At 66.5% G+C, this 24441-nt stretch carries 16 protein-coding genes; 12 read left to right on the forward strand and 4 right to left on the reverse strand.

Going from position 1 to position 24441, the window contains the following annotated elements:
* Nucleotides 1-126 precede the first annotated feature (126 nt).
* Entirely contained in the window at nucleotides 127-891 is a 765-nt protein-coding gene (locus tag ACSFCA_RS25905; RefSeq protein ID WP_435477458.1) for a FadR/GntR family transcriptional regulator, read from the forward strand.
* Between the two features lie 75 nt (nucleotides 892-966).
* On the opposite strand, the gene ssb is transcribed toward ACSFCA_RS25905, so the two are convergent.
* Nucleotides 967-1524 (reverse strand): single-stranded DNA-binding protein, encoded by a 558-nt coding sequence (ssb, locus tag ACSFCA_RS25910; protein ID WP_093076866.1) that lies wholly within the window; start codon nucleotides 1522-1524, stop codon nucleotides 967-969.
* A 108-nt stretch (nucleotides 1525-1632) separates the two neighbouring features.
* Between ssb and ACSFCA_RS25915 the strand changes: the two genes are divergently transcribed.
* Nucleotides 1633-3021, forward strand: a complete 1389-nt coding sequence (locus ACSFCA_RS25915; RefSeq protein WP_435461656.1) for a chloride channel protein — start codon at nucleotides 1633-1635, stop codon at nucleotides 3019-3021.
* A gap of 18 nt (nucleotides 3022-3039) precedes the next feature.
* Nucleotides 3040-6156: an excinuclease ABC subunit UvrA gene (gene uvrA / locus ACSFCA_RS25920; protein ID WP_435461655.1), complete on the forward strand. Its 3117-nt coding sequence runs from the start codon at nucleotides 3040-3042 to the stop codon at nucleotides 6154-6156.
* A gap of 19 nt (nucleotides 6157-6175) precedes the next feature.
* On the opposite strand, the gene ACSFCA_RS25925 is transcribed toward uvrA, so the two are convergent.
* The 3 genes from ACSFCA_RS25925 to ACSFCA_RS25935 are packed head-to-tail and all read right to left on the reverse strand — an operon-like array spanning nucleotide 6176 to nucleotide 10181.
* Nucleotides 6176-6931 (reverse strand): GntR family transcriptional regulator, encoded by a 756-nt coding sequence (locus tag ACSFCA_RS25925; protein ID WP_093053825.1) that lies wholly within the window; start codon nucleotides 6929-6931, stop codon nucleotides 6176-6178.
* Nucleotides 6928-8697, reverse strand: coding sequence for a glycerol-3-phosphate dehydrogenase/oxidase (locus ACSFCA_RS25930; RefSeq protein ID WP_435461654.1), 1770 nt, complete (start codon nucleotides 8695-8697; stop codon nucleotides 6928-6930). Before ACSFCA_RS25930 ends, ACSFCA_RS25925 begins: the two co-directional genes overlap by 4 nt.
* The gene (locus tag ACSFCA_RS25935; protein ID WP_435461653.1) at nucleotides 8694-10181 is read right to left on the reverse strand and encodes an FGGY family carbohydrate kinase; all 1488 of its coding nucleotides are present in this window, start codon (nucleotides 10179-10181) and stop codon (nucleotides 8694-8696) included. The genes ACSFCA_RS25930 and ACSFCA_RS25935 overlap by 4 nt, the downstream gene beginning before the upstream one ends.
* Before the next feature lie 181 nt (nucleotides 10182-10362).
* On the opposite strand from ACSFCA_RS25935, the gene ACSFCA_RS25940 reads away from it, so the two are divergent.
* From ACSFCA_RS25940 to ACSFCA_RS25980, 9 genes are all read left to right on the forward strand, one after another.
* The gene (locus ACSFCA_RS25940) at nucleotides 10363-11409 is read left to right on the forward strand and encodes a substrate-binding domain-containing protein (protein ID WP_093076861.1); all 1047 of its coding nucleotides are present in this window, start codon (nucleotides 10363-10365) and stop codon (nucleotides 11407-11409) included.
* Nucleotides 11406-12929 (forward strand): sugar ABC transporter ATP-binding protein, encoded by a 1524-nt coding sequence (locus tag ACSFCA_RS25945; protein ID WP_435461652.1) that lies wholly within the window; start codon nucleotides 11406-11408, stop codon nucleotides 12927-12929. Before ACSFCA_RS25940 ends, ACSFCA_RS25945 begins: the two co-directional genes overlap by 4 nt.
* Nucleotides 12926-13960, forward strand: coding sequence for an ABC transporter permease (locus ACSFCA_RS25950; RefSeq protein WP_258351672.1), 1035 nt, complete (start codon nucleotides 12926-12928; stop codon nucleotides 13958-13960). Before ACSFCA_RS25945 ends, ACSFCA_RS25950 begins: the two co-directional genes overlap by 4 nt.
* A 14-nt stretch (nucleotides 13961-13974) precedes the next feature.
* Nucleotides 13975-14955 carry an aldo/keto reductase gene (locus tag ACSFCA_RS25955; protein WP_258355383.1) on the forward strand — a complete coding sequence of 327 codons (981 nt, stop codon included), beginning with the start codon at nucleotides 13975-13977 and terminating at the stop codon, nucleotides 14953-14955.
* Between the two features lie 46 nt (nucleotides 14956-15001).
* Nucleotides 15002-15853, forward strand: coding sequence for a class I fructose-bisphosphate aldolase (locus ACSFCA_RS25960; protein ID WP_258351673.1), 852 nt, complete (start codon nucleotides 15002-15004; stop codon nucleotides 15851-15853).
* A 183-nt stretch (nucleotides 15854-16036) separates the two neighbouring features.
* The gene (locus ACSFCA_RS25965) at nucleotides 16037-20749 is read left to right on the forward strand and encodes an Ig-like domain-containing protein (RefSeq protein WP_435461651.1); all 4713 of its coding nucleotides are present in this window, start codon (nucleotides 16037-16039) and stop codon (nucleotides 20747-20749) included.
* A gap of 468 nt (nucleotides 20750-21217) precedes the next feature.
* Nucleotides 21218-22333 carry a serine hydrolase domain-containing protein gene (locus tag ACSFCA_RS25970; RefSeq protein WP_435461650.1) on the forward strand — a complete coding sequence of 372 codons (1116 nt, stop codon included), beginning with the start codon at nucleotides 21218-21220 and terminating at the stop codon, nucleotides 22331-22333.
* A gap of 450 nt (nucleotides 22334-22783) precedes the next feature.
* On the forward strand, nucleotides 22784-23023 hold the full coding sequence (atpE, locus tag ACSFCA_RS25975; protein WP_012745530.1) for a F0F1 ATP synthase subunit C: 240 nt from the start codon (nucleotides 22784-22786) through the stop codon (nucleotides 23021-23023).
* A gap of 155 nt (nucleotides 23024-23178) precedes the next feature.
* Nucleotides 23179-24384 (forward strand): ABC transporter substrate-binding protein, encoded by a 1206-nt coding sequence (locus ACSFCA_RS25980; RefSeq protein WP_093053805.1) that lies wholly within the window; start codon nucleotides 23179-23181, stop codon nucleotides 24382-24384.
* The last annotated feature ends 57 nt before the right edge of the window (nucleotides 24385-24441 follow it).

The raw sequence follows: 24441 nt of genomic DNA on the forward strand, positions 1-24441 counted from the left end.
CACCTCGATCGAAGATCTCACAGAAGTCATCTGCACCCCACTTGTTTCGTGCCAGGTAACGGATCACGGCTGGAGCATCGAACCGCGTACCCAGCCTAACAGGTACATGATGCATAGCGCATCCCCATTGATCAACGCGCAAGAAAACGCCCCAAGCTCTCAGACCTCGTCGTCGAAGACGTGAAGCGCTGGATCGTTACGGAGCGCAAGCAGCCGGGCGACCGGCTACCGAACGAGAAAGAGCTCGTCGAGCTTTTCGGCGTCTCGAAAAGCACGATGCGGGAGGGACTGAAGGCACTGGAAGTGCGCGGCCTGATCAAGACGCGCACGGGCCCGGCCGGCGGTGCCTATCTCCAGCAGGTCTCGCTCGATCACGCGTCAGAGCCGCTGAGAAACTTCCTGCACTTCCACCATCTGGACGGGCATCACATCTACCAGCTGCGCAAGATCCTGGAGCCCGAACTGGCGGTCAGCGTCGTCGGCCGGCTCGACGCGAAGCAACTGGATCTGATCGAGCAGACCATCCGCCTGTGCGAGCAGGAGCCTCGCAACGATATCGAGTTGCGTGCACAACGCGTCGCCGAGCTGGAGTTTCACAACCTGCTGGCGGACAAGTGTCCCAACGCCCTGCTCGCCTTCATGTGCCGTTTTCTCAACGACCTGCTGCGCGACCTCATGGTCTACAAGAATGCGTGGGAGCACCGCCACTTCGGCGAAGCCAACCTGGGCTTTCACAGCAAGCTGCTGCAGGCCTTCCGCGATGAGAACGCCGACGCCGTGCATCGCCTGATGACCGAGCACATGGTCGATGCCGAGACGCACATGCACGAGATGGAAGTGCATGTCGGCGTGCAGCAGTTGCTGATGCCCGCGGGTCGGCGCCACGCGTGACGGGCCTGCCCAAAGAGAAAGAGCCGCCCCCTTTCGGGAAGCGGCTCTTTGCTCGTGAACCTGCGAAGGTCCGGATCAGAACGGAATGTCGTCGTCCATGTCGTCGAAGCCCGACGACGACTTGGCCGGTGCCTGGCGCGGAGCCGGCGCCGCAGCGCGCGGAGCGGCTGCCGGCGCACGCGGGGCGTAACCGCCGCCGCCACCACCACCGCCATTGCCGCCTTGCGAATAACCACCGCCGCCACCCTGCGAGTAGCCGCCGTCGTCCTCGGGGCCGCCCGATGGGCCGCCCTGGCCTTGACGGCTGCCGAGCATCTGCATCTGGTCGGCGCGGATTTCGGTGGTGTACTTTTCGATGCCGTCCTTGTCGGTCCACTTGCGCGTGCGCAGGCTTCCTTCGACATACACCTGCGAGCCCTTGCGCAGGTACTGGCCGGCGATTTCGGCCAGGCGGCCGTTGAAGACGATGCGGTGCCACTCGGTGGCTTCGCGCATTTCGCCGCTTTGCTTGTCTTTCCAGCGATCGGTGGTGGCCACTGTGACGTTCGCGACCTGGTCGCCGCTCGGGAAGGTACGCATTTCGGGGTCGCGCCCCAGATTGCCGACGACGATGACTTTATTGACCGATGCCATATGCACTGCCCCTGATAAGTAGATGAAGGAGGAGGTTGAGAAGAACCCTCAATTGTGCCCCAAGGCGACCGGCGGCACTCCCGTCAGGTGCCAGAATGGGCCTCTCCGATGAACCGCGAACCAGACTTTTTCGAGCATCTGCGCGCCGAGCTGTCGAACGGCCGCGTCTGGCTCGACCGGGCCATCGTGCTGGGCTACGCCATCGCGGCCGGGCTGTTCGTGGTGGGCTTCACGCTGGCCAGCGACTGGGTCTTTGGCGAGTTCCACCGCTTCTACCGCGCCTGGCCCTGGGCAGTGCTGCTGACGACGCCGCTTCTCACGGCCGGCATTGTCTGGTTCACATTGCGCTTCTTCCCCGGCGCGGGCGGTTCGGGCATTCCTCAGATCAAGGCGGCCCTGAATCCGGCCCTGCCCGAGGAGCGGCGCTTCGTTTTTGCCTCGCTGCGGCTCACGGTCGCCAAGATCGGGCTGGGCGCGGCGGGCTTCGCGGCCGGCCTGTCGATCGGGCGAGAGGGGCCTTCGGTCCAGGTGGCGGCGGGAGTGATGCAGCATGCGCGCCGCTGGCTCTCGCCCAACACCACCATCGATGGCCGGGCGCTGCTGGTTGCCGGCGGTGCAGCGGGCATCGCGGCAGCCTTCAATGCGCCGCTGGCGGGCGTGGTCTTCGCCATCGAGGAACTGTCAGGCCGGCTCGAGGCGCGCTCCAGCGGCCTGATCATCACGGCCATCGTGCTGGCGGGCCTGGTGGCTGTGTCGGCCTTCGGCAACACGAGCTACTTCGGCGTGATCCGCGTACCCCGGCTGGGCTGGGACATGCTCGGGCCCGGCCTGCTGGTCACCCTGCTGAGCGGCGCGGCCGGCGGGCTGTTCGCGCGACTGCTTATTGCCTCGCTCACGGGCGCGGCCGGGCGCTTCAACCGCTGGCGGGCGCGCTTTCCGGTGCGGTTCGCGGCCTGCGGCGGGCTGGCCGTGGCTGTCATCGGGCTGGCGACGGGCGGCGTCACCTTCGGCGCGGGCTCCGAGGCGGTCAAGCAGATGCTGCAGGGCCATGACGAGCTCACGCCGCTCTACACCGTGCTCAAGTTCATCGCCACCTGGCTCACGGCCTGGTGCGGCGTGCCGGGCGGCATCTTCGCGCCGTCGCTGTCGATCGGCGCGGGCATCGGCGACGCGGTGGCGCGGCTGGCCAGCAGCGACCAGGGGCCGGCGCTCATCGCCATGGGCATGGCCGGCTTCCTGGCGGCGGTGACGCAGGCGCCGCTCACCGCCTTCATCATCGTGATGGAGATGGTCGACGGCCACTCGATGGTGTTGAGCCTGATGGCCGCGGCCATGCTGGCCAGCCTGGTCTCGCGGATGATCAGCCGCCCGCTGTACGACACGCTGGCCGAGCACATGGTCGGCCGGGCCATAAGCAGTACGGGCAGTACGGGCAGCGGAGACAGCACCGAGCCGGTGCATCCGCCCAAGCCTCCAGAGCCCGGCCACTCGCCATGAAATGCGCGGCGGTCTATCATGTCCGGTTGCCCTCGGACGATCGCCCCCTTGAATTCAATATCCACTGAAGACACCGCAGCCGACGCCGAAAGCGCACGCGATGCGGAACGCGAACGCGCCACCTACCTCGGCGCGGTGCTCGCGCAGCAGCGCATCAGCATCCGCGGTGCGCGCACCCACAACCTGAAGAACGTCGATCTCGACATTCCGCGCAACAAGCTGGTGGTGATCACCGGCCTGTCGGGCTCGGGCAAGTCGAGCCTGGCCTTCGACACGCTGTATGCCGAAGGGCAGCGGCGCTACGTCGAGAGCCTGTCGGCCTATGCGCGGCAGTTCCTGCAGCTCATGGACAAGCCCGACGTCGACGTGATCGAGGGCCTGTCGCCCGCCATCAGCATCGAGCAGAAGGCCACCAGCCACAACCCGCGCTCCACCGTGGGCACGGTGACCGAGATCCACGACTACCTGCGCCTGCTGTACGCCCGCGCCGGCACGCCCTACTGCCCCGACCACCACCTGCCGCTGCAGGCGCAGACCGTCTCGCAGATGGTCGATGCCACGCTTGCGCTGCCGGGCGAACCGCGCCTGATGATCCTGGCGCCCGTGGCACGCGAGAAGAAAGGCGAGTTCCTCGAACTCTTCGCCGAGATGCAGGCGGCCGGCTATGTGCGCTTTCGCGTGGACGGGCAAACGTACGAATACAACGACCTGCCCAAGCTCAAGAAGACCGAGAAGCACGACATCGACGTGGTCATCGACCGCCTGCGCGCGCGAGCCGACATGCAGCAGCGGCTGGCCGAGAGCTTCGAGGCCGCGCTGCGCCTGGCCGAAGGCCGCGCCATTGCACTCGAGCTGGGCGCCGAGGGTGCGGCTGATAAAGAGCACCTGTTCAACGCCAAGTTCGCCTGCCCGATCTGCCACTACTCGCTGTCGGAGCTGGAGCCGCGCCTCTTCTCGTTCAACTCGCCCGTGGGCGCCTGCCCCAGCTGCGACGGCCTCGGCCACCGCGAGGTGTTCGACCCGGCGCGCGTGGTGGCCTTTCCTTCGCTGTCGCTGGCCAGCGGCGCCATCAAGGGCTGGGACCGCCGCAACGGCTACTACTTCAGCATGATCGAGAGCGTCGCGAAGCACTACAAGTTCGACGTCGACGCGCCCTTCGAGTCATTGCCGGCCTCGGTGCAGCAGGTGCTGCTGCACGGTTCGGCCGCCGAGGAGATCAAGTTCAACTACACCATGGAGTCGGGCAACTTCGCGGGCAAGAAGCTCACGAAGAAGCATCCCTTCGAGGGGATCATCCCGAACATGGCGCGGCGCTACCGCGAGACCGATTCGGTGATGGTGCGCGAAGACCTCGCGCGCTTTCGCAATCTGCAGCCCTGCCCCGACTGCGGCGGCTCGCGGCTGCGGCCTGAGGCGCGCAACGTGTTCCTGGTCGACGAATCGAACCGGCCCGCCGACGGCAGCGAACCACCGCGCATGGCGATCTTCGAGCTCAGCCGCCTCACGCTGCGCGATTCGCTCGCCTGGTTCCACACGCTCAAGCTGCGCGGCGCCAAGGCCGACATCGCCGACAAGGTGGTGCGCGAGATCGGCCTGCGCCTGAAATTCCTGAACGACGTGGGCCTGAACTACCTGAGCCTGGACCGCAGCGCCGAGACGCTCTCGGGCGGCGAGGCGCAGCGCATTCGCCTCGCGTCGCAGATCGGCTCGGGCCTCACGGGCGTGATGTACGTGCTCGACGAGCCCAGCATCGGCCTGCACCAGCGCGACAACGACCGGCTCATCGGCACGCTTAAGCATCTGCGCGACATCGGCAACAGCGTGATCGTGGTCGAGCACGACGAAGACATGATCCACGCCGCCGACCACGTGATCGACATGGGCCCCGGCGCGGGCGTGCACGGCGGACGGGTGATGGCGCAGGGCACGTATGCCGAGGTTTCGTCCAACCCCGACTCGCTCACCGGCCAGTACCTGTCGGGCACGCGCAAGATCGAAGTGCCGAAGCACCGCACCGCGTGGCTGCCCGTCGTGAACAAGCCCGCGTTCAACGAAGGCAAGAAGGCCTCGCGCTTTCCGCCGAGCCCCGCGGCCGAGCGCCGCGCCGCACGCGAAGCCGCGCACCTGGCCACGCAGACCGACCTGCAGGAAATTCGCGTCGTCGGCGCCACCGGCAACAACCTGAAGAACGTGAGCGTGGCCTTCCCTGTCGGCCTGCTGACCTGCGTGACGGGCGTCTCGGGCTCGGGCAAGTCGACGCTGGTGAACGACACGCTCTACACGGCAGTGGCGCGCACGCTGTACCGCGCGCACGAAGAACCGGCTGCGCACGAATCGGTCGAGGGCATCGAGTATTTCGACAAGGTCATCAACGTCGACCAGAGCCCCATCGGTCGCACGCCGCGCAGCAACCCGGCCACCTACACGGGACTGTTCACGCCCATCCGCGAGCTGATGGCCGAGACCAACACCGCGCGCGAGCGCGGCTACGGCCCGGGCCGCTTCAGCTTCAACGTGGCGGGCGGGCGCTGCGAGGCCTGCCAGGGCGACGGCGTGGTGAAGGTCGAGATGCACTTCCTGCCCGACGTGTACGTGCCCTGCGAGGTCTGCCACGGCCAGCGCTACAACCGCGAGACGCTCGAAGTGCTCTACAAGGGCAAGAACATCGCGCAGATCCTCGATATGACGGTCGAGACCGCGCACGAATTCCTGAAGGCCGTGCCCACCATCGAACGCAAGCTGCGCACCCTGCTCGACGTGGGCCTGAGCTACATCAAGCTCGGCCAGTCGGCCACCACGCTGTCGGGCGGCGAGGCGCAGCGCGTGAAGCTCGCGCTGGAGCTCAGCAAGCGCGACACCGGCCGCACGCTGTACATCCTCGACGAACCGACCACCGGCCTGCATTTCGCCGACATCGAGCTGCTGCTGAAGGTGCTGCACCAATTGCGCGACGCGGGCAACACCATCGTCGTGATCGAGCACAACCTCGACGTCATCAAGACGGCCGACTGGCTCATCGACATGGGCCCCGAAGGCGGTGCCGGCGGCGGCATGGTGGTGGGCGAAGGCACGCCGGAAGACATCGCGGCGAACGAGGCGAGCCACACGGGGCGTTATCTGAAACGGCTGCTGTAGCCGCTTCTCGTCATCAACCTCAGGTCGTCGTCTGCACGTGCAGGCGGCTGGTCTTGCAGCGGTGCAGCGCGCGGTAGTGCTCCAGCGGCCGGCCGTTGGCGCCGTAGGCGATCGATTCGATGCGCAGCAGCGGCTCGGGCTGCGGCAGGTTGAGCAGCTGGCAGGTCTCGGCGTCTGGCAGCACCGCGTCGATCCAGCGTTCGGCGCGCACCAGGCGCAGGCCGTACTGGCGGCGCAGCACGTCGTAGAGCGAGCGGTCGTCCAGGCGCGTGCGGTGCAGGCCCGGCGCAAGGTCGGCGGGCACCACCGTTTCGACCAGCAGGCGCAGCTCGCCATCGACACTGCGCAGGCGCTTCAGCGCGACAACTTGCGTGTCGTCACTCAAGCCGAGCGACGCAGCTTCCTGCTCGGTGGGCGCGCGCAGCTCCTGCGTGAGGATCTGCGTGCGCACCGAGCGACCCTTGCGCTCCATCTCGTCGGAGAAGCCGAGCACGGTAGAGACGAAGTCCTCGTCGCGTTCGCGTGCTGACACGAAGGCGCCGCGGCCCTTGATCTTGTAGATAAGGTTGTTGCGCACCAGGTCGGCCAGCGCCTCGCGCACCACGATGCGCGAGATGCCGAACTGCTCGCCGAGCTCGGCTTCGGACGGCAGCTTGGCGCCGATGGGCAGCGCGCCCTGCAGGATCTGCAGTCGAAGCGCATCGCGGAACTGGGCCCACAGGGGCGACTCGGAGTCGCGGTCGAGCACGGTCGAAGTTTCGGTCGAAGAGTTCACGTTGAGGGCTGGCCCAAGGCCTGAGGAGTCATCAATGATGCATCGAAAGACGGCGGCGCATCGGCCACCACCGGCGAAAGCCGAACGCCGTGGCGCTCACGCAGGGCGGCGGAGCAGGCTTGCAGTTCGTGATGCGCCTGCGCTGCGTCCCAGCCGAGCGCCTCGGCTGCGATGCCAGCCATCTCGGCCAGCGCGGCATCGGTGACGAGCCCGCGAATCGCCAGCAGCGTGCGGCGGATCACGAGGTCATCGAGATGGACCACGCCGGTTTCGAGGCAAAGGTACGAAAGTTCGGCGACCGAGTAATCGGGCGCGTGCTGCAGCGGCACGTCGCCCGAGGCACCGAGGCGCTGCGCCAGTGGCAGCGCCTTCGATCCGTAGCGGCGCAGCAGCACCTGTGCGCGCGTGCGGCCCAGGCCGGAGGTGGCAACCATGCGATCGACGAAGCGCTCCGTCGCCTGTGCATCGGCAGGCAGCTCAGCACCGCCGCCGATGGGCAGCAGCTCGGTCGACGCGGTGCGCGGGCGGCCCAGCTGCTGCAGCACTTCGTTGGTGGCTTCTTCCGCGAGCGCACGGAAGGTCGTCCACTTGCCGCCGACGAGGCCGACGATGGGAATGTCGCGCGTCGCGTTCGGCGGGTCGAGCACCACCGAGTGGTCGCGCGAGATCTGGCCGGGCTTGTCGGCATCAGAGCGTGCGAGCGGCCGTACGCCGACATACGTGTACACCACGTCGCCGCGGCCGAAGGACAGGTTCGGGAACACCTCGGCCAGCACGTCGAGCAGGTAGTCGACCTCTTCGGGCTCCGTGCCGATCTGGTCGGGGTCGTCCACCGGAATGTCGGTGGAGCCCACCAGCACGCGGTCGAGAAAGGGATAGACGATGCACACGCGGCCGTCCACCGCCTCGAAATAAGCCATGCGGCCTTCGAGCGCATCGCGCAGCGCGGGATGGTCGAGCACGAGGTGCGAGCCCTTGGTGCCCATCACGCGCGAGCCTGCGCCGCCGAGCACAGCGGTGCTGCGGTCGAGCCACGCACCGCTGGCATTCACCACGGTGTCGGCCGTCACGCGCACCAGCGCGCCGGTGATCTCGTCGCGCAGCGTGAGGATGTTGCCCGCGCAACCCATCACGCGGCAGTAGTTGGCGGCGGCCGAGCGCGGCTGGTCGCGGCAGGCGTCGCCGATGAGTTCGAGGATCAGCCATTCGGGGTGGCTGATCCATGCATCGAAGAAGGTGGCAGTCCAGCGCACCGCAGCGCGGAACAGGCTTCGGTCGTTCTGCGGCACGCGGCTGATGCGGTGATTGGGCATCACGCGCTGGCGGCGGCCCAGCAGGTCGTACAGGCGCAGGCCCGCCGCCACGGCCAGCAGGCCGCGCGTGCGCCGCGGCGGTGTGCGGCCGAAGAACTTGAGCGCGCTGCTCATCAGCCCGCCGAAGAAGCTCGACAACGGCACCACCGTCTTCAGCGGCTGCACCAGGTGCGGCGCATTGCGCAGCAGCAGGTTGCGCTCGCGCGTGGCCTCGGCCACCAGCGAGAAGCTGCCGTTCTCCAGGTAGCGCAGGCCGCCGTGGATCATGCGCGACGGCGCGCTGCTGGCGCCCGCGCTGAAGTCTCCCTTGTCGACGATGAGGCAGTCGACGCGCTGCAGGCACAGGTCGCGGAACACGCCCACGCCGTTGATGCCGGCACCGACGATGACTGTCGAGAAGTGGCGGTCAGCCAAAGAAGCCGGACGCACGAAGGGCAGTTGCCAGGCGCTCATTTCGCAGCTCCCGACAGATGGGAAAACACAGGAGACATGGTGTCGATCAGTTCGTTGAAGCCGGCGTTGAAATCGGCATGAGCGCGTGCCTCGGCGGCATCGGGCTCGACCGTGTCACAGGGCGCGAGCAATGCGCTGCCCTGCGCGGCGTGGTCGATGCCTTGCGACATGGCGGCGTAGATGGCGGCACCACGCGCGCCGGTTTCGTCGTCGGCGCAGCGTTCGACCGGATGAGCCAGGAAGCCGGCGAGCAAACGCACGAGGCGCGTGTCGCTGGCCCCGCCGCCGAGCACGGTCGATGCGGACACGGGCAGGCCGCAGGCTGCAAGGCGCGCTGTGTGCCGCGCGTGCAGCGCGGCGACCGAATCGACCACCGCGCGCGCCATGTCGCCGCGCGTGTGGTGGCTCTTGAGCCCGACGAAGCCCGCCGTCACGCCGCCACCGCCGTTGACGAAGGGCAGGAAGCGCAGGCCGCCCGCGCCCAGCGGCACCGACATCGCCAGGTCGACGACAGCGCGCGAATCGGGCAGCCCCAGCACCCCGGCCAGCCATGCGATGTTGGCCATCGACGACGGGCTGTTCTCCATGTAGAGCCGCTTGTCCTCGCGGCCGAAGTTCACGACGGCGGCAACGTCGGGCTTGGGCTCGATCACCGGGCCGATCACCGCGTTCACGCACCAGGTGCCGAAGACTGACACCGCACGGGCGCGCCCTTCCGCACAGATCGCAGTCATCGAGGCGAGCAGGTCGATGGCGCCCATCGCCACGGGGATGCCGGCGGGCAGGCCGCACAGAGCGGCTTCGGAAGGCCGCAGCTTGCCGACGACCTCGCCGCTCGGCAACAGCGGCCCGAAAACGTGCGGGCCGAGGTCCGCGATGCCTGAGGCATCGAAGGCCGCCTGCGACCACGTGCCCGTTGCGATCGACACCAACCCGGCGGTGCTCGCATCGCTGGCATCGGTCGCGATCTCTCCGGTCAGCAGAAAGCCGAGATAGTCCTTCGCGAACAGCAGCCGACGCACCGCGCCGCGCTGCACGGCATCGGTGCCCAGCAGTTCGGCCGCGATCACGGTGGGCTGGCCCGGCCACGGCCTGCAGCCCACATCCGCAAACAGCGTCTCGCCATGGCCCAGCGAGAGCGAACGCGCACGCGCATCGGCGCGCTGGTCGGTCGAGGCCACGGCCCGTCCGCCCACGAGTTCATTGCGCGCATCGAGCGCATAGAGCCCCGCGCCGTGGCCCGTGCAGCCGATGGCGCGGACCTCGGCCACGCGGGCGCCGAGCTGGTGGGCGACATCGCGCAGCACATGGGTCAGGGCCGCGCGAATCGCCGTCGCGCTCACTTCGCACCCCCCTCCAGGCAGCCGGTCGTGCGGCAGTGGCATTCGGGACAAGGCGATGGAGCGGCCGCTCCCGGCTTCGAGGGCCAGGGCTTTCAGGCTGCTCGACCCCATGTCGATGCCGATCAGTATGTTTGGCTTCATGTCATAACAGCTTCGGCGGAATAAAAGCGCGTTGCCAGTAGCGTTTCCCCTAGTTATCCCGTCAAACGGGCAGCGCGTACATTCTAGCCTGTCATAACAACTGTCGTGACACAGAGGATCAAAGCGCTGCCCTGAAAAGCAGCATCGCAAGCTGAGCCCACCCAACGTGAGGAGACAAAAAATGAGGCGTAATTTCCTGAAGTCCGCCGCGGCAGCCGGCATCGGCCTGGCCGGCGCCAGCGCATTCGCGCAGCAGCAGGCCGCGGCACCCGCCGCGGGCGGCGGACTGCGCGGCAACCCCAGCGACGTCTACGTGATGAACGTGATGGTGTCGGGGGTCGAGTACTGGTTCCCGGTCTACGAAATGATGAAGCAGCTCGGCCGCACGCTGGGCGTTCGCACCCGCTACACCGGCACGCCGGAGTACGACGTGAACAAGCAGCTCGCATCGTTCGAGCAGGAACTGGCGCGCAAGCCCGCCGGCATCCTGCTGCACCCGATGAACCCCGACCCGTTCATCGAGCCCATCAACCGCGCGGCGGCGATGGGCATCCCGGTCGTCACCTTCGCGGCCGACTCGCCGAACTCCAAGCGCACCTCTTTCATCACGTCCGACAACGACCGCGAAGGCACGCAGGCCGCCGACGCCATCGCCGCATCGCTGGGCGGCAAGGGCGAATACGCCGTGCTGGAGAACCCGGGCCAGGACAACCACGACCGCCGCATCGCCGCCTTCGTGAACCGCATGAAGGCCAAGCACCCGGGCATGAAGCTGGTCGGCCGCGCCGCCAGCAACCAGGACCCGAACAAGGCCTACCAGGCAGTGCTGAGCCTCGCGCAGGCCAACCCGAACCTGGGTGCGCTCTTCATGCCCGAGGCCAACTCGGCACTCGGCGCGGCGCAGGCCAAGGTCGAGACCAAGAAGAACATCAAGGTGATGTGCTGCGACGTGAATGCCAAGATCCTCGACATGATCAAGTCGGGCGACGTGTTCGGCGCCATCAACCCGAACCAGGGCATGCAGGGCTACATGGGCATGATGATGCTGTTCCTTGCGAAGAACCCGACGCTCATCGACCCGATGAACGACGCCAAGCGCAACGGCACCAACCCGATGGCCGTGCCCTTCCTGGACAACGGGCTCGCAGTGGTCAGCAAGGCCAACGCCGACGACTTCTACTGGGACAAGTACCTCGCCCGCCGCGGCACCAAGGGAATCGGCGAGTGAACGCAGTGAGCGCATTGCTCGAACTGAAGGGGATCAGCAAGCGCTTCGGCGCTTCGCGCGCGCTCTCGGGCGTGGACTTCACGCTGCACCGCGGCGAGATCCACGCCCTGTGCGGCGAGAACGGCGCGGGCAAGTCCACGCTGATGAACATCATCGATGGCATCCACCAGCCGGACGAGGGCACGATCTCGCTCGACGGCCAGCAGGTGGTCATCGACGGCCCGGCGCACGCCATGCGCCTGGGCATCGGCCTGGTGCACCAGGAGATCGCCCTGTGTGGCGACGCCACCGTGGCCGAGAACATCTTCATGCCGGAGATCAACGCCGGCAAGCACGCGTGGATGAACTACGCGAGCCTCAACGAGCGCGCCGCCAAGGTGCTGCAGCGGCTGGGGCAGGACATCGATCCTTCCGCGCTGGTGAAGGACCTGAGCATTTCAACGCAGCAGCTCATCGAGATCGCCAAGGCGCTCACACTGAACTGCAAGGTGCTGATCCTCGACGAGCCGACGGCCGCGCTCACCGACAACGAATCGGCCGCGCTCTTCAGGGTGCTGCACGACCTCAAGGCGCAGGGCATCGGCATCATCTACATCAGCCACCGCATGGCCGAGATCTTTGCGCACGGCGACCGCGTCACCGTGCTGCGCGACGGACGCGACGTGCACAGCGGCCCTCTCTCCGAACTGGACGCCGACGACCTGGTGCGCCGCATGGTCGGGCGCGACCTGGGCAACTACTACCCGCCGAAGCAGGAAGACAGCAGCTCGAACGAGCATGTGCTCGAAGTGACCGACATCGCCGACGGCGAACGCGTGCACGGCGTGTCCTTCACGCTGAAGCGCGGCGAGATCCTCGGCATCGCGGGCCTGATGGGCGCCGGCCGCAGCGAGCTCGCCGAAACCGTGTGCGGCCTGCGCCCCGCACGGCAAGGCACCGTGCACCTGCGCGGCAAGCAGCTCACGATCCGCAAGTACAGCGACGCATTGCGCGAAGGCATCGCCTACCTCAGCGAAGACCGCAAGGCGGCAGGTGTGTACCTCGACCTGCCCATTGCGCAGAACATCGCATCGATGGCGCTGAAGCGCGTGAGCTCGCGCTTCGGCCTGCTTCAACGCTCGGCCGAACACAGGCTGGCCGTGGAGCTCGGCGCCAAGCTCAAGCTGAAATCGGACGGGGTCGACATCGACGTGGCGAGCCTGTCGGGCGGCAACCAGCAGAAGGTGGCCATCGCCAAGCTGCTGGCCACCAACCCCTCGGTGCTGCTGATGGACGAGCCCACGCGCGGCGTGGACGTGGGCGCCAAGTCGGAGATCCATCACATCCTGCGCGAGTTGGCCAACCAGGGCGTGGGCGTGATCGTGATCTCTTCGGAGCTGCCCGAGATCATCGGGCTGTGCGACCGCGCACTGGTGATACGCGACGGCCGGCTGGCCGGTGAAGTGCGAGACAACGAAATGACGGAAGAGGCGCTGCTGCGGCTGGCCTCTGGACTTTGCGAAGAGGAAACGACAGCATGAACTACCCGGCACAACTCGATGCGGGGGCCGCCCCCGGCCTCCAGCCGCGACCACAGACTGGAGGAGGAGGCCCCGTGAAACCCGCCAGCAAACTCGGCAGCATGCGAGAGATGGGCTTGCTGCTCATCATCGCGGCGCTGTGCGTGGGCATGAGCTTCGCGTCGCCCTACTTCCTCACGTGGGACAACGTGCGCGCGATGCTGCTGTCGTTCTCCATCGAGGGCATCGTGGTGGTGGGCATGACGATCCTGCTGATCGTCGGCGGCATCGACCTGTCGGTGGGCTCGGTCGTGTGCTTCGCGATGGTGGTCACGGGCAAGCTCTTCCTCATGGGCTTCGACCCGTGGACGGCGGGGCTGGTGGCCATCGGCGCGAGCGCGCTGATCGGCGCGATGATCGGCGGCTGCGTCACGCGCATCGGCCTGAACCACTTCATCGCCTCGCTGGCCTTCATGGTGATCGTGCGCGGCCTGTGCCTGGCACTCACGCAGGGCACGCCGCAGTCGCTGTTCTCGCTGCCGGCCGAATTCAAGTTCATCGGCCAGGGCACGCTGTTCGGTATTCCGGCCGTGATCCTGATCTTCCTGGCGATCGTGGTGGCAAGCGACTTCGTGCTGCGCCGCTCCACCCTGCTGCGCCGCGTGTTCTACACGGGCAGCAACGAGAAGGCCGCGCTGTATTCAGGCATTCGCGTGGGCAACGTGAAGTTCTGGGTCACGGTGCTGTGCTCCGCTTCCGCGGGTCTTGCCGGCGTGATCTACACGGCCCGCTTCGGCGCCGCCACGCCGACCTTCGGCATGGGCATGGAGCTCAACGTGATCGCCGCCGCGGTGATCGGCGGCGCCAGTCTCAAGGGCGGATCGGGCACGGTGCTCGGCGCGGTGCTGGGCCTGGCGCTGCTGTCGGTGGTGACCAGCTCGCTGATCCTGCTCGACGTGTCGCCTTACTGGCAGGACGTGATCAAGGGCCTCATCCTGCTCGCAGCCGTGACCATCGACCACATCCTGAACACGAGAAAGACCAAGCGATGAACAACGCATCGACCATGAAGAAGACCACGCTCGGCCCCTCGGGCATCGAATGCTCGGCCATCGGCCTGGGCACCTGGGCCATGGGCGGCTGGATGTGGGGCGGCGGGGACAACGCCGCCGCCGTGCTGGCCATACAGGCTTCGCTCGACGCGGGCGTGAACCTGATCGACACCGCGCCGGCCTACGGCCTTGGGCGCTCCGAGAGCATCGTCGGCACCGCACTGAAGGGCCGCCGCCACGAAGCCGTGATCGCCACCAAATGCGGGCTGGTGTGGCACACGCAAAAGGGAACGCACTTCTTTGAAGAAGACGGCCACCCGGTGTATCGCTACCTCGGACGCGAGTCGATCGTCCATGAATGCGAAGAGAGCCTGAAGCGCCTGCAGACCGACTACATCGACCTCTACATCACGCACTGGCAGGACAGCACCACGCCGGTCGAGGAGACGATGAGCACGCTGCTCGAACTGAAGAAGCAGGGAAAGATCCGCGCCATCGGCGTGAGCAACGTGAGCCCCGAGACGCTCGCCGAGTACCTGCGCTACGGCCCGGTCGATGCGGCGCAGGAGCGCTACAGCCTGATCGACCGCGAGATCGAGCAGACGCTGGTGCCGTTGTGCACCGAGCACAACGTGGCGGTGCTGGGCTATTCGTCGCTGGCGCTTGGTCTGCTCGCCGGCCCGATCGACCCCGAGCGCAAGTTCAACGGCGACGACCAGCGCGCGAGCAACCCGCGCTTCAGCGCCGGGAACCGCGGAAAGCTCAAGGCCTTCTTCGAAGAGCTGGAGCCGCTGCGCAAGCAGCTCGAATGCTCGTTCGGCCAACTGATGATCGCGTGGACGCTGGCACGCGGCAGCGTCTCGGTGGCGCTGTGCGGCGCGCGCGTCAGCAAACAGGCCATCGAGAACGCGGGCGCCGGCTCGGTGCATCTGCGCGACGACGCGCTGCAGCTCATCGACACGGCGGCCAGCAGGCATCTGCTCGCGCTGGCCTGACCTGTCTTTTCTGTCATACAACCAAACAAGCAAGGATCTCTTTCGTATGTCGAAGGACAAGACCGCACGCCTGAACCGGCTGCTGAACAACGGGCGCTGCCTGGACATCGCGCTCGACCACGGCGTGTGCAACGAGCCCTCGTTCCTCAACGGGCTCGAGGACATGCCGCAGGTGATCGACAAGCTGGTCGCTGCCGGCCCCGACGCGATCCAGCTCAACTACGGTCAGGCCGACCTGCTGCAGGACCGCCCCGGCCGTGACAAGCCCGCGCTGGTGCAGCGCATCGACATGGGCAACCCCTACAACGCCACCGCGCACCGCGTGATGTGGGCCGTGCTGCAGAACGAGCATGACCCGGTGCTGCCGGCCGTGCAGCGCGACGCGGCCTGCGTGGTCGTCAACCTGTTCATGCTGCCGAACGAACCCGACCTGTTTCGCCAGTGCGTGCAGAACATCGCGCGCGTACGCGCCGACTGCGACCGCTACGGCATGCCGCTGATGATCGAGCCGCTGGTGATGCGCCCGCACAGCGAGCAAGGCGGCTACATGGTCGACGGCGACGCCGAGAAGATCGTCACGCTGGTGCGCCTGGCGCGCGAGATGGGCGCCGACATCGTCAAGGCCGACCCGACCAGCGACCCGGCCGACTTCCACCGCGTGGTGCAGGCCGCGCGCTGCCCCGTGCTCGTGCGCGGCGGCGGGCGCGAAGACCTGCAGCAGGTGTTCGCGCGCTCGCGCGTGCTGATGGACGAAGGCGCCGTCGGCATGGTGTACGGGCGCAATGTGTACCAGCACGCCAATCCGTCGGCGGTGGTCGATGCGCTGATGGCCATGATCCACCGCGGCGCGAGCGCCAAGGAGGCGTGGGACATCTATGAATCGGGCGGCGTGAGATGAGCTGACGCCACCCGACCAAGGAGAGAGGGAAGAAGAGGAAGCAAAGGCTGTACGGCGGGCGACGCATGCGTCGCCCGCCGGGGTGCGTCCTGCGCGCGCGCTTTTGCCAGAAGAAAAAAAGACGGAGCGAGTTGGCCGAGAAAAAGGGTTCCCCTGCGGACTTCAAACAACCTGGAGGCGACGATGAAAATCCGGTATTACTTGATGGCATTCCTGCTGCCGTTCGTCACGCTGCTGACGCACGCGGCTATCACCGGGGTCAGTCCGATGACGACCCTGAGCAACATGGCGGCGGCGGTGTCCGAAGCCGTTGCCGACCCGCTCCCCCTGCAGGGGCCGGGCCTTGGCAATCTCACCTACACGTCGGCCGAGCTGTTCAAGCCGGTGTCGATGATCACGAGCCTCGCGCACCCGCTCGATCCGGCGCACAGCAGCGCCTACGAATCGCGCGAAGTGCCCGCCACCTACCCGGGCCGCAAGGACTACGGCATGAACGCGGGCATCATGGTCAACGGCTACTTCCTCACCTCCTTCGCGCCGGACAGCGGCCTGGGCCCGGGCGGCTTCCTGCTGTACGACGTGTCGAACCCGCGCCAGATCAAGCTCGTCAAGAAGATCTACGAACCCGAGGCCCGCACCAAGGAGTTCCGCGAAACGCACTCCTTCGGCACCGCGAAGATCGGCGGCAAGACGTACGTGGTGCTGCCCAGCATCAACGGCGTCGAGTTCTGGGACTTCACCGACATCAATGACATCAAGCAGGTGAAGAAGCTGGCGCTGCCCGGCGTCAACGGCGGCGACTACGAGGACGTGGCCTGGCAGCTCTGGTGGCAGGCGCCCTACCTGTACGTGGCGTCGGCGGGCCGGGGCATCTTCATCGTCAATGCCGCGGACCCCGCGAACGCCGTGATCGCGAACCGCGGCGCCGGCAAGCCCAACCCGGTGCCCACCGGCGAACTCGGCGGCTTTCGCATCGGCCCGATCTTCACGATGGGCAACCACATGGTGCTGACCGCGATGGAAGGCAGCGGCGGTTTCGCGAGCCTGGACATCTCCGACCCGCTCAACCCCAAGGTGCTCGATTCCATCGTGGGCAGTACGCCGTTCTACTATGCGACCTGCTTCGACGGCAGGAACCTGCATGCCTCCGCGCGCAACAGCGGCGCCAAAATGTACAGCTACGACCTGAGCGACCGCTCGCACTTCGTGGCCGAGGACAACCGGCTCGTCATCGACGAACAGCTGTACTGCGCCACGCAGGACAACTACGTCATCCAGGGCGCGCAGACGCGCATCCACAAGGTCGACGTGAGCAATCCGCTCAATCACGTGGAGGTGGGCCGCGGCAGCATCCTGCGCGAGGACGACCCGAACTTCACTCATTCGGACAACGGCCAGGTCGCGATGTTCGGCAATCTCGTCTTCGTGGGCAACGACCACGGCTCGGGCAGCGGCTTCGTCGTGCACTCGGTGGACCCCGACACCACCAAGCCCGAGGTGAAACAGGTCTCGCCCGCCAACGGCGCGAAGCAGCAGGCGCTGACATCGCGCATCGGCCTGGGCATGACGGACAACATCCGGCCCGAGAGCGTGAACTCCAACACCTTCATCGTGCGCCCGGTGGGCGGCAACACGCTGGCCGGCACCTACAGCGTGCAGCTGGGCATCATCAACTTCCACCCCGAGCAGCCACTCTCGCCCGGCACCAGCTATGAAGTGTTCCTGCCGGCCAACGGCGTGAAGGACTATGCGGGCAACGCCATCGGCGCGGACTACAAGTCGACCTTCAACACCGGCAACGCGACCGACATCAACCTGATGCACTACTGGACGCTGGCGGGCAACCTCTCCGACCAGATCGGCGCCAACAACGGCACTCCGGCCAGCGGCGACGCGTTCGAGAGCATCGGCATGAACTTCGCGAACCGCACCGCCGGCGTGCCGCTGAAGAACGACAGCGTGGCCACCGTGCTCGGCGGCACCGCGTCGCTGAGCTTCTACATGAAGACCACGCAGGCGGGCGGACCGAACTCGTGGACCGCGCCCGGCATCTTCGGGCGCGACCAGTCCGGCGGCGCGGACGATGTGTTCTGGGGTTGGCTCGACAACGGTGGACGCATCAAGCTGTCGATCGGCAACGATGCGGGCACCACCTCCACCGCGGTGGTGAACGACGGCAGCTGGCACCACGTTGTGATGACGCGCGACGCGGCCTCGGGTGCGCAGGCCGTGTACGTCGATGGCGTGAAGACCACATCCACAGGCCCCACAGGCAACAAGGGCCTGTCGAACAAGTTCAACCTGCTGGGCCAGATCCAGGGCAATGCGGCGCTCTTCAAGGGCACGCTGGCGGAGGTGCGCGTCTACGGTCGCGTGCTCTCCGACAGCGAAGTGAGCACGCTGCGCGGCCAGGCCATCATCGGCGACCCCGGCATCGGCGGCGGACCGAAGATCGTCAACGGCCAGCTGGTGTTCAACCCGGCCACGCTGGGCAGCGGCGGCGCGCAGTTCCGCTGGAACTTCGGCGACGGCACTCCGCAGACGGCCTACTCGAGCCAGCCGAACTACACCTACACCTACACGCGCCCCGGCCACTTCACGGTGACGCTGACGGTGAAGGACAGCAGCGGCCGCGAGACTTTCTACACCTACAACCTCACCGTGATCGTTCCGACCACGGCACGGGCGCCCACGCACACCACCAACATCGCGGGCGACGCGAACTCGGTGTATTCGGTCAACCCCGACAGCGGCGCGGTCGCCGCCATCAACGCACAGACCCTGGCCAAGCTCTGGGAGACCCGCGTGGGCGAGGAGCCGAAGACGCTGGCCGTCGGCCCCGACGGACGCATCTGGGTCACGGTGCAGGGCGAGGACAAGCTGGTCGCGCTCAACGCGGCAGACGGCGCCATCTCCGCCACCGTGGCGCTCGCCTACGGCAGCGGCCCCTACGGCGTTGCCTTCACGCCAGACGGCGCGAAGGGCCTGCTGACGCTGGAGAGCAAGTCGGTGCTGATGAGCTTCGACCCGAGCAACGGCGCCACCACCGGCGCGGTCGCGCTCGATGGCGCGCTGCGCGGCATTGCCGTCAACTCCGACTCGCAGGTGGCCTACGTCACTCGCTTCAAGTCGAAGATGACGGGTGGCCAGTTGCACAGGGTGAACCTGCAGAGCATGAGCGCCATGACCACCATCGCGCTGCCGGTGGACACCACCACGGTGGACACCGAGAGCCGTGCGCGCGGCGTGGCCAACTACCTGAGCCAGGTCGTGATCTCGCCGGACGGCAAGCGGGCGGTGCTGCCTTCGAAGAAGGACAACATCGTGCGCGGCAAGTTCAGGGACGGCAACAACCTGGTGCACGACCAGACGGTACGTTCCATCCTGTCGCAGGTCGACCTGCAGGCGGCGGCGGAGAAGTTCGACGAGCAGATCGACTTCGACGACCGTGCACCGGCGCGCGCCGCGCTGTTCTCCGCCTCGGGCGACTACCTGTTCGTTGCGCAGATGGAGGGCAACCGCGTCGCCATCGTCGATCCGTACAGCCGCGCGGTGCGCGGCGAGATCAACGCCAGCAGCGCGCCGCACGGCCTGTACCTGGACTCGGCGCGCAAGCGGCTGTTCGTCAACAACTTCCTGGCGCGCTCGGTGTCGGTGCACGACGTGGCCTCGGTGCTGAGTTCGGAGACCAATGCCCCGACCTTCCTGCAGAACGTGTCGACGGTGGCGCAGGAGCCGATGGCGGCCGCGGCGCTGCGCGGCAAGCAGGTGTTCTACAACGCGTCGGACAGGCGCATGAGCAAGGACAACTACATCTCCTGCGCGAGCTGCCATGCGGACGGCGGCGACGACGGCATGGTGTGGGACTTCACCCAGCGCGGCGAGGGCCTGCGCCGCACCATCAGCCTGCAGGGCCGGCGCGGCATAGGCCACGGCAAGCTGCACTGGACGGCCAACTTCGACGAGGTGCAGGACTTCGAGAACGACATCCGCAACGAGTTCGGTGGCACCGGCTTCCTGACGAATGCGGACTTCGCGGCCACCTCCGACCCGCTGGGCGCGCCCAAGGCCGGCAAGAACGCGCAACTCGACGACCTGGCAGCCTACCTGGGCTCGCTGAGCAAGTTCATGCGCAGCCCGGCACGCAACGCGGACGGCAGCCTGAGTGTGGATGCGACGCGCGGCCAGACGCTGTTCAGCTCGGCGCAGTGCGTGACCTGCCACAGCGGCGGCACCTTCCGCGACGGCCTGCGGCACGACGTGGGCACGATCCAGGCATCGTCGGGCAAGGGCATGAACCAGCCGCTAGCGGGCGTGGGCTTCGACACGCCGACGCTGTCGGGCACGTGGAACACCACGGCGTTCTTCCACAACGGCCAGGCGGCCACGCTGCAGGACGTGCTCACCAGCGGCCACGGCAACGCCAACAGCCTGCCGGGAGCCGACCAGGTGGCGATCCGCGAGTACGTGCGCTCGCTCGACACTGCGCCGGCCGTCGTCGCGCGCATCCGCTCCGACCTGAACCCCACGATGTGCGTGAACATCAAGGGCGCGGCGACCACCAGCGGCACGACCGCCGTGCAATGGCCGTGCGGCAACGCCGGCAACGAGAAGTTCACGGTGAACAGCCTCACGGGCGGCTACGTGCAGTTCGTGGCGGAGCACAGCGGCCTGTGCCTGGCGCAGAACGGCACCGCGACGACGAACGCACCGGTGGTGCAGCTGGCCTGCACTGCCGGCAACACGACGCAGTGGAGCCTGGTGGGCGGAACGGTTCGCAACCGCGCATCGGGTTCATGCCTCGACGTGCCCAACGGTTCGACGACGCAAGACACCGCGCTCATCACGTGGACCTGCAACGGCGGCAACAACCAGAACTGGACGCAGCTTCCCTGAAGCACGAGCGCGGCCGCAAGGCCGTGCTTTTCTCGAAGCCGACCGTTTCGACGGTCGGCTTTTTTGTGCTCTGTTGGACTGATGCAGCCGTGCATCGATAGAAGGCATTCATCGCAAGCGCGTGGTCGGTCAAGAGCAGCCGTCTACAAGCCGGGCGAAATTGCCCTCGCGCAGACGTTCAGGTAGAAAGTGCGGACCCTTGCCAGTCGCTGCAAAGCTCTGGATCGCCACCTCTGCCATTGAAGCTGGATGCCCACACCATCGCGCCGCGCGGTACTGCTTGGTTTAGCCGCATGCTCGGCACTGCGGCCGACGTCAAGCAGCGCCCGTTCGCTGTGTGACGAGCCTGCCAGTGGCAACGGCCCCACCTTCTCGCCGACGGGGCCTCGTGCAGAAGCATTCGGTATCAGAGAAGGTTTCCCTGTCGCTGATCCCTTGCTGCGTGGTCAGCCAGGCGAACCTCTGGACATGAAGTACCGCGTCGGTGCCTTCAGTCACTTCGATGACCAGTACCGCACTCGCCGGGTTGCTCGCGCAGCGGCCCCATGGTGCTTTGCCTATGCGATCACCGATGTTCGCTATCGCTACAAGGGTGCCGACCAAACCATCGAGGACTATCTGGCGCGGCACCCGGTCACCGGTCTGCTGATAGCCAAGGATCAAACGATCCTGCAGGAGCGCTATCAGTACGGTCGGTCGGACCGCGATCGCCTGTTCTCGGGTTCGATGGCAAAGAGCATCACTGGCCTGCTGGTTGGCCTTGCCGTCGCAGACGGGTCGATCAGGTCGGCAGACGACGCAGTACAGGGCTATGTTCCGGAGCTCCAAGGCACGGAGTACGGCAAGACTGCTCTGCGTGACCTCCTGCACATGTCCTCTGGCGTGAAGTTCGGCGAAGAGGCCAACGGCGACCGAGATCTTGATCGATTGTGGGGCGGGATGGTTCTCGGCCACCGCTCCTGGATCGACAGGCTGCTCGGCCGTGGCGCTCCGCAGCGCAGCACCATCGACACGATCTCTGCCTTCACCCAGCGCATTGCCCCGGCCGGGACTGAATTCCACTACTCCAGCATGGAGCCCGCGGTGCTCGGCCTCGTCGTGGAGCGTGCGACCGGTCGAACCCTGTCCGACTACCTGCACGAGAAAGTCTGGTCTCAGATAGGCACCGAGGCCGACGGCGCCTGGCTCGTGAACGCGCAAGGCAGCGAAGTCGCCTGGACGTTCTTCGGCGCGGCTCTGCGGGACTATGCACGTCTGGGACGACTGCTCGCGCATGACGGAAAGTGGGAAGGCAGACAGATCATTCCGGCCCAATGGATGATCGAGGCAACGACAGCGCGCCCGTCAGATCGCTACCTTTCGCCCGGAGTATCTGGCCCTCAAGCCCTTGGCTATGGCTACTTGATGTGGCTGCTTCCCGGTTCGGGACGCCAATTTGTTCTTCTTGGCGGGTACGGCCACCGCATCTTCATCGACCCAACGGCCAAGCTGATCATGGTGCAGACCGGTGTCGATAGCTCGATCGATCAGAGCGACGAGCCTGGTCGTCTTTGGGCGGCGGTAGTGAGCAAGTTCGGTCGCTGAAGTTATTCGTCGAACGTTCGGCGAGGCTGCGACGTTCGGAAATGGACGGCTGGCCGCTTACCATTCATCGCGCACCGCCTGCGCTCAAGGCAACACGCAAAGACTGAATCGTGGAGCCGGCTGTTTCAATCCGACGCCGCAGCATGCCTGCAGCGCAAGTGATTCCGCGCTAGCGGCTTCAGAAGATTCGGGAAACGAAGAGACGTGCGCGGACGCGCGAGTGATTCCAGCCATGAATGGCCTCCAAGTGATTGCGGTTTGCTGAAACCGCCGCACCCGAGGCCAATCCCGATCACGCCTGTTTTTGACATGACGGGCGCGGTATAGCCACGCTCAAAACATCGCACCTGCTACATGACCTCCCACGTCATGGACCGTGCGCACCCGCTCTGGGAAAGTACCTCCATCGAATCAATCGATCAATCAACCAACCAACCAGGAGAAAACACCATGACCGGCTTCAACATCCTTCCCCTCGCAGTCGCCTTGCTGATCGGCGTCGCGGCCCTCGGCTCCTGCCTCGGCATCGGGCTGGTCGGCCAGAAGTTCCTGGAGAGCACCGCGCGCCAGCCCGAGCTGGTCGACACGCTGCAGACCAAGTTCTTCCTGGTGGCGGGCGTGACCGACGGAGCCTTCATCATCGCCACGGGTATCGGCCTCTGGTTCGCCACCGCCAACCCCTTCGGCTGAGCAGGAACGAGGCGGCGCACTGGCACCATTCGTGCTAGCACTGTTGACACCGAATTGTTTACAGTTAAAGTATTTAGCTATCAACGGTTTGATGTCGTCGGTGCCGCATGGGGCGGTGCCGGTGCGTTGTTTCATCCTTCCCTGCCGGAGAACCCATGAGCCACCTGCCCCCGAAGTCGCCCGCGCTGCCGCGCACCCTGCTTTCGCTGCTGCTGTGCGGCGCAGCCCTCGGTACCGCTGTGTCGGCCGCTGCCGCCCCCGTCAAGGTGGGCCTGGCCCTCGACATCTCGGGACCCTTCGCGGCATTGGGCGCCGAGGCGCGCGACGGCTTCGCGCTGGGCATCAAGCAGCTGGGCGGCAAGCTCGGCGGACAAGACGTCGAATTCGTGCAGGCCGACATGGCCGGCAGCCCCGACCAGGCCAAGCAGTTGGTCGACCGCATGATCCAGCGCGACAAGATCGACATCTTCAGCGGCCCCATCGGCTCCAACGTGGCGCTGGCCGTGGGCCCCACACTCTTCAACGCCAAGGTGCCGTACCTGTCGGCCAACGCCGGCCCGAGCCAGTTCGCGGGCGCGCAGTGCAATGCCTACTTCTTCGGCACCGCCTACCAGAACGACCAGTTCCACGAGGCCGCCGGCAAGTTCGCGCAAGACCGCGCCTTCAAGAAGATCGTGCTCATCGCCCCCAACTACCCCGCCGGCAAAGATGCCCTGGGCGGCTTCAAGCGCCAGTTCAAGGGCCAGGTGGCCGACGAGCTCTACACCAAGCTCGGCCAGATCGACTACGCCGCCGAGCTCGCGCAGCTGCGCGCGGCCAAGCCCGACTCCATTTACTTCTTCCTGCCCGGCGCGATGGGCATCAACTTCATCAAGCAGTTCGTGGGCGCGGGCCTGTCGAAGGACATCACGCTCGTGACCAGCGGCTTCTCGGCCGACGAAGACGTGATCGGCGCCGTGGGCGACCCGATGCTCGGCCTGTTCAACACCTCGCACTGGGCGCACGACCTCGACAACGCCGCCAACAAGGCCTTCGTGGCCGCGTTCCGCAAGGAATACAACGGCCGCTACCCGTCGGTATACGCCGCGCAGGCCTATGACGCGATCCTCGCGATGGACGCCGCCGTGAAGCAGTCCGGCGGCAACGCGCAGAACCGCGAAGCCGTGGTGGCCGCGCTGAAGAAGGCCAACTACGCATCGACGCGCGGCAACTTCAAGTACGCGAACAACCACTTCCCCATCGAGAACTTCTACCTGCGCGTGATCGGCAAGGACGCACAGGGCAAGGTCACGAACAAGCTGATCAACACCGTGCTGACCAACTACGGTGACAGCTACGCAGACAAGTGCCCCCTGAAATAGGCTCGCCCCCAGGCTTCGCGCACTTCGTGTCGCTTCTCCTTCCCCCTACCGGGGGCA

The organism is Variovorax multivorans (genome assembly GCF_051216835.1).
GTDB lineage: Bacteria > Pseudomonadota > Gammaproteobacteria > Burkholderiales > Burkholderiaceae_C > Variovorax.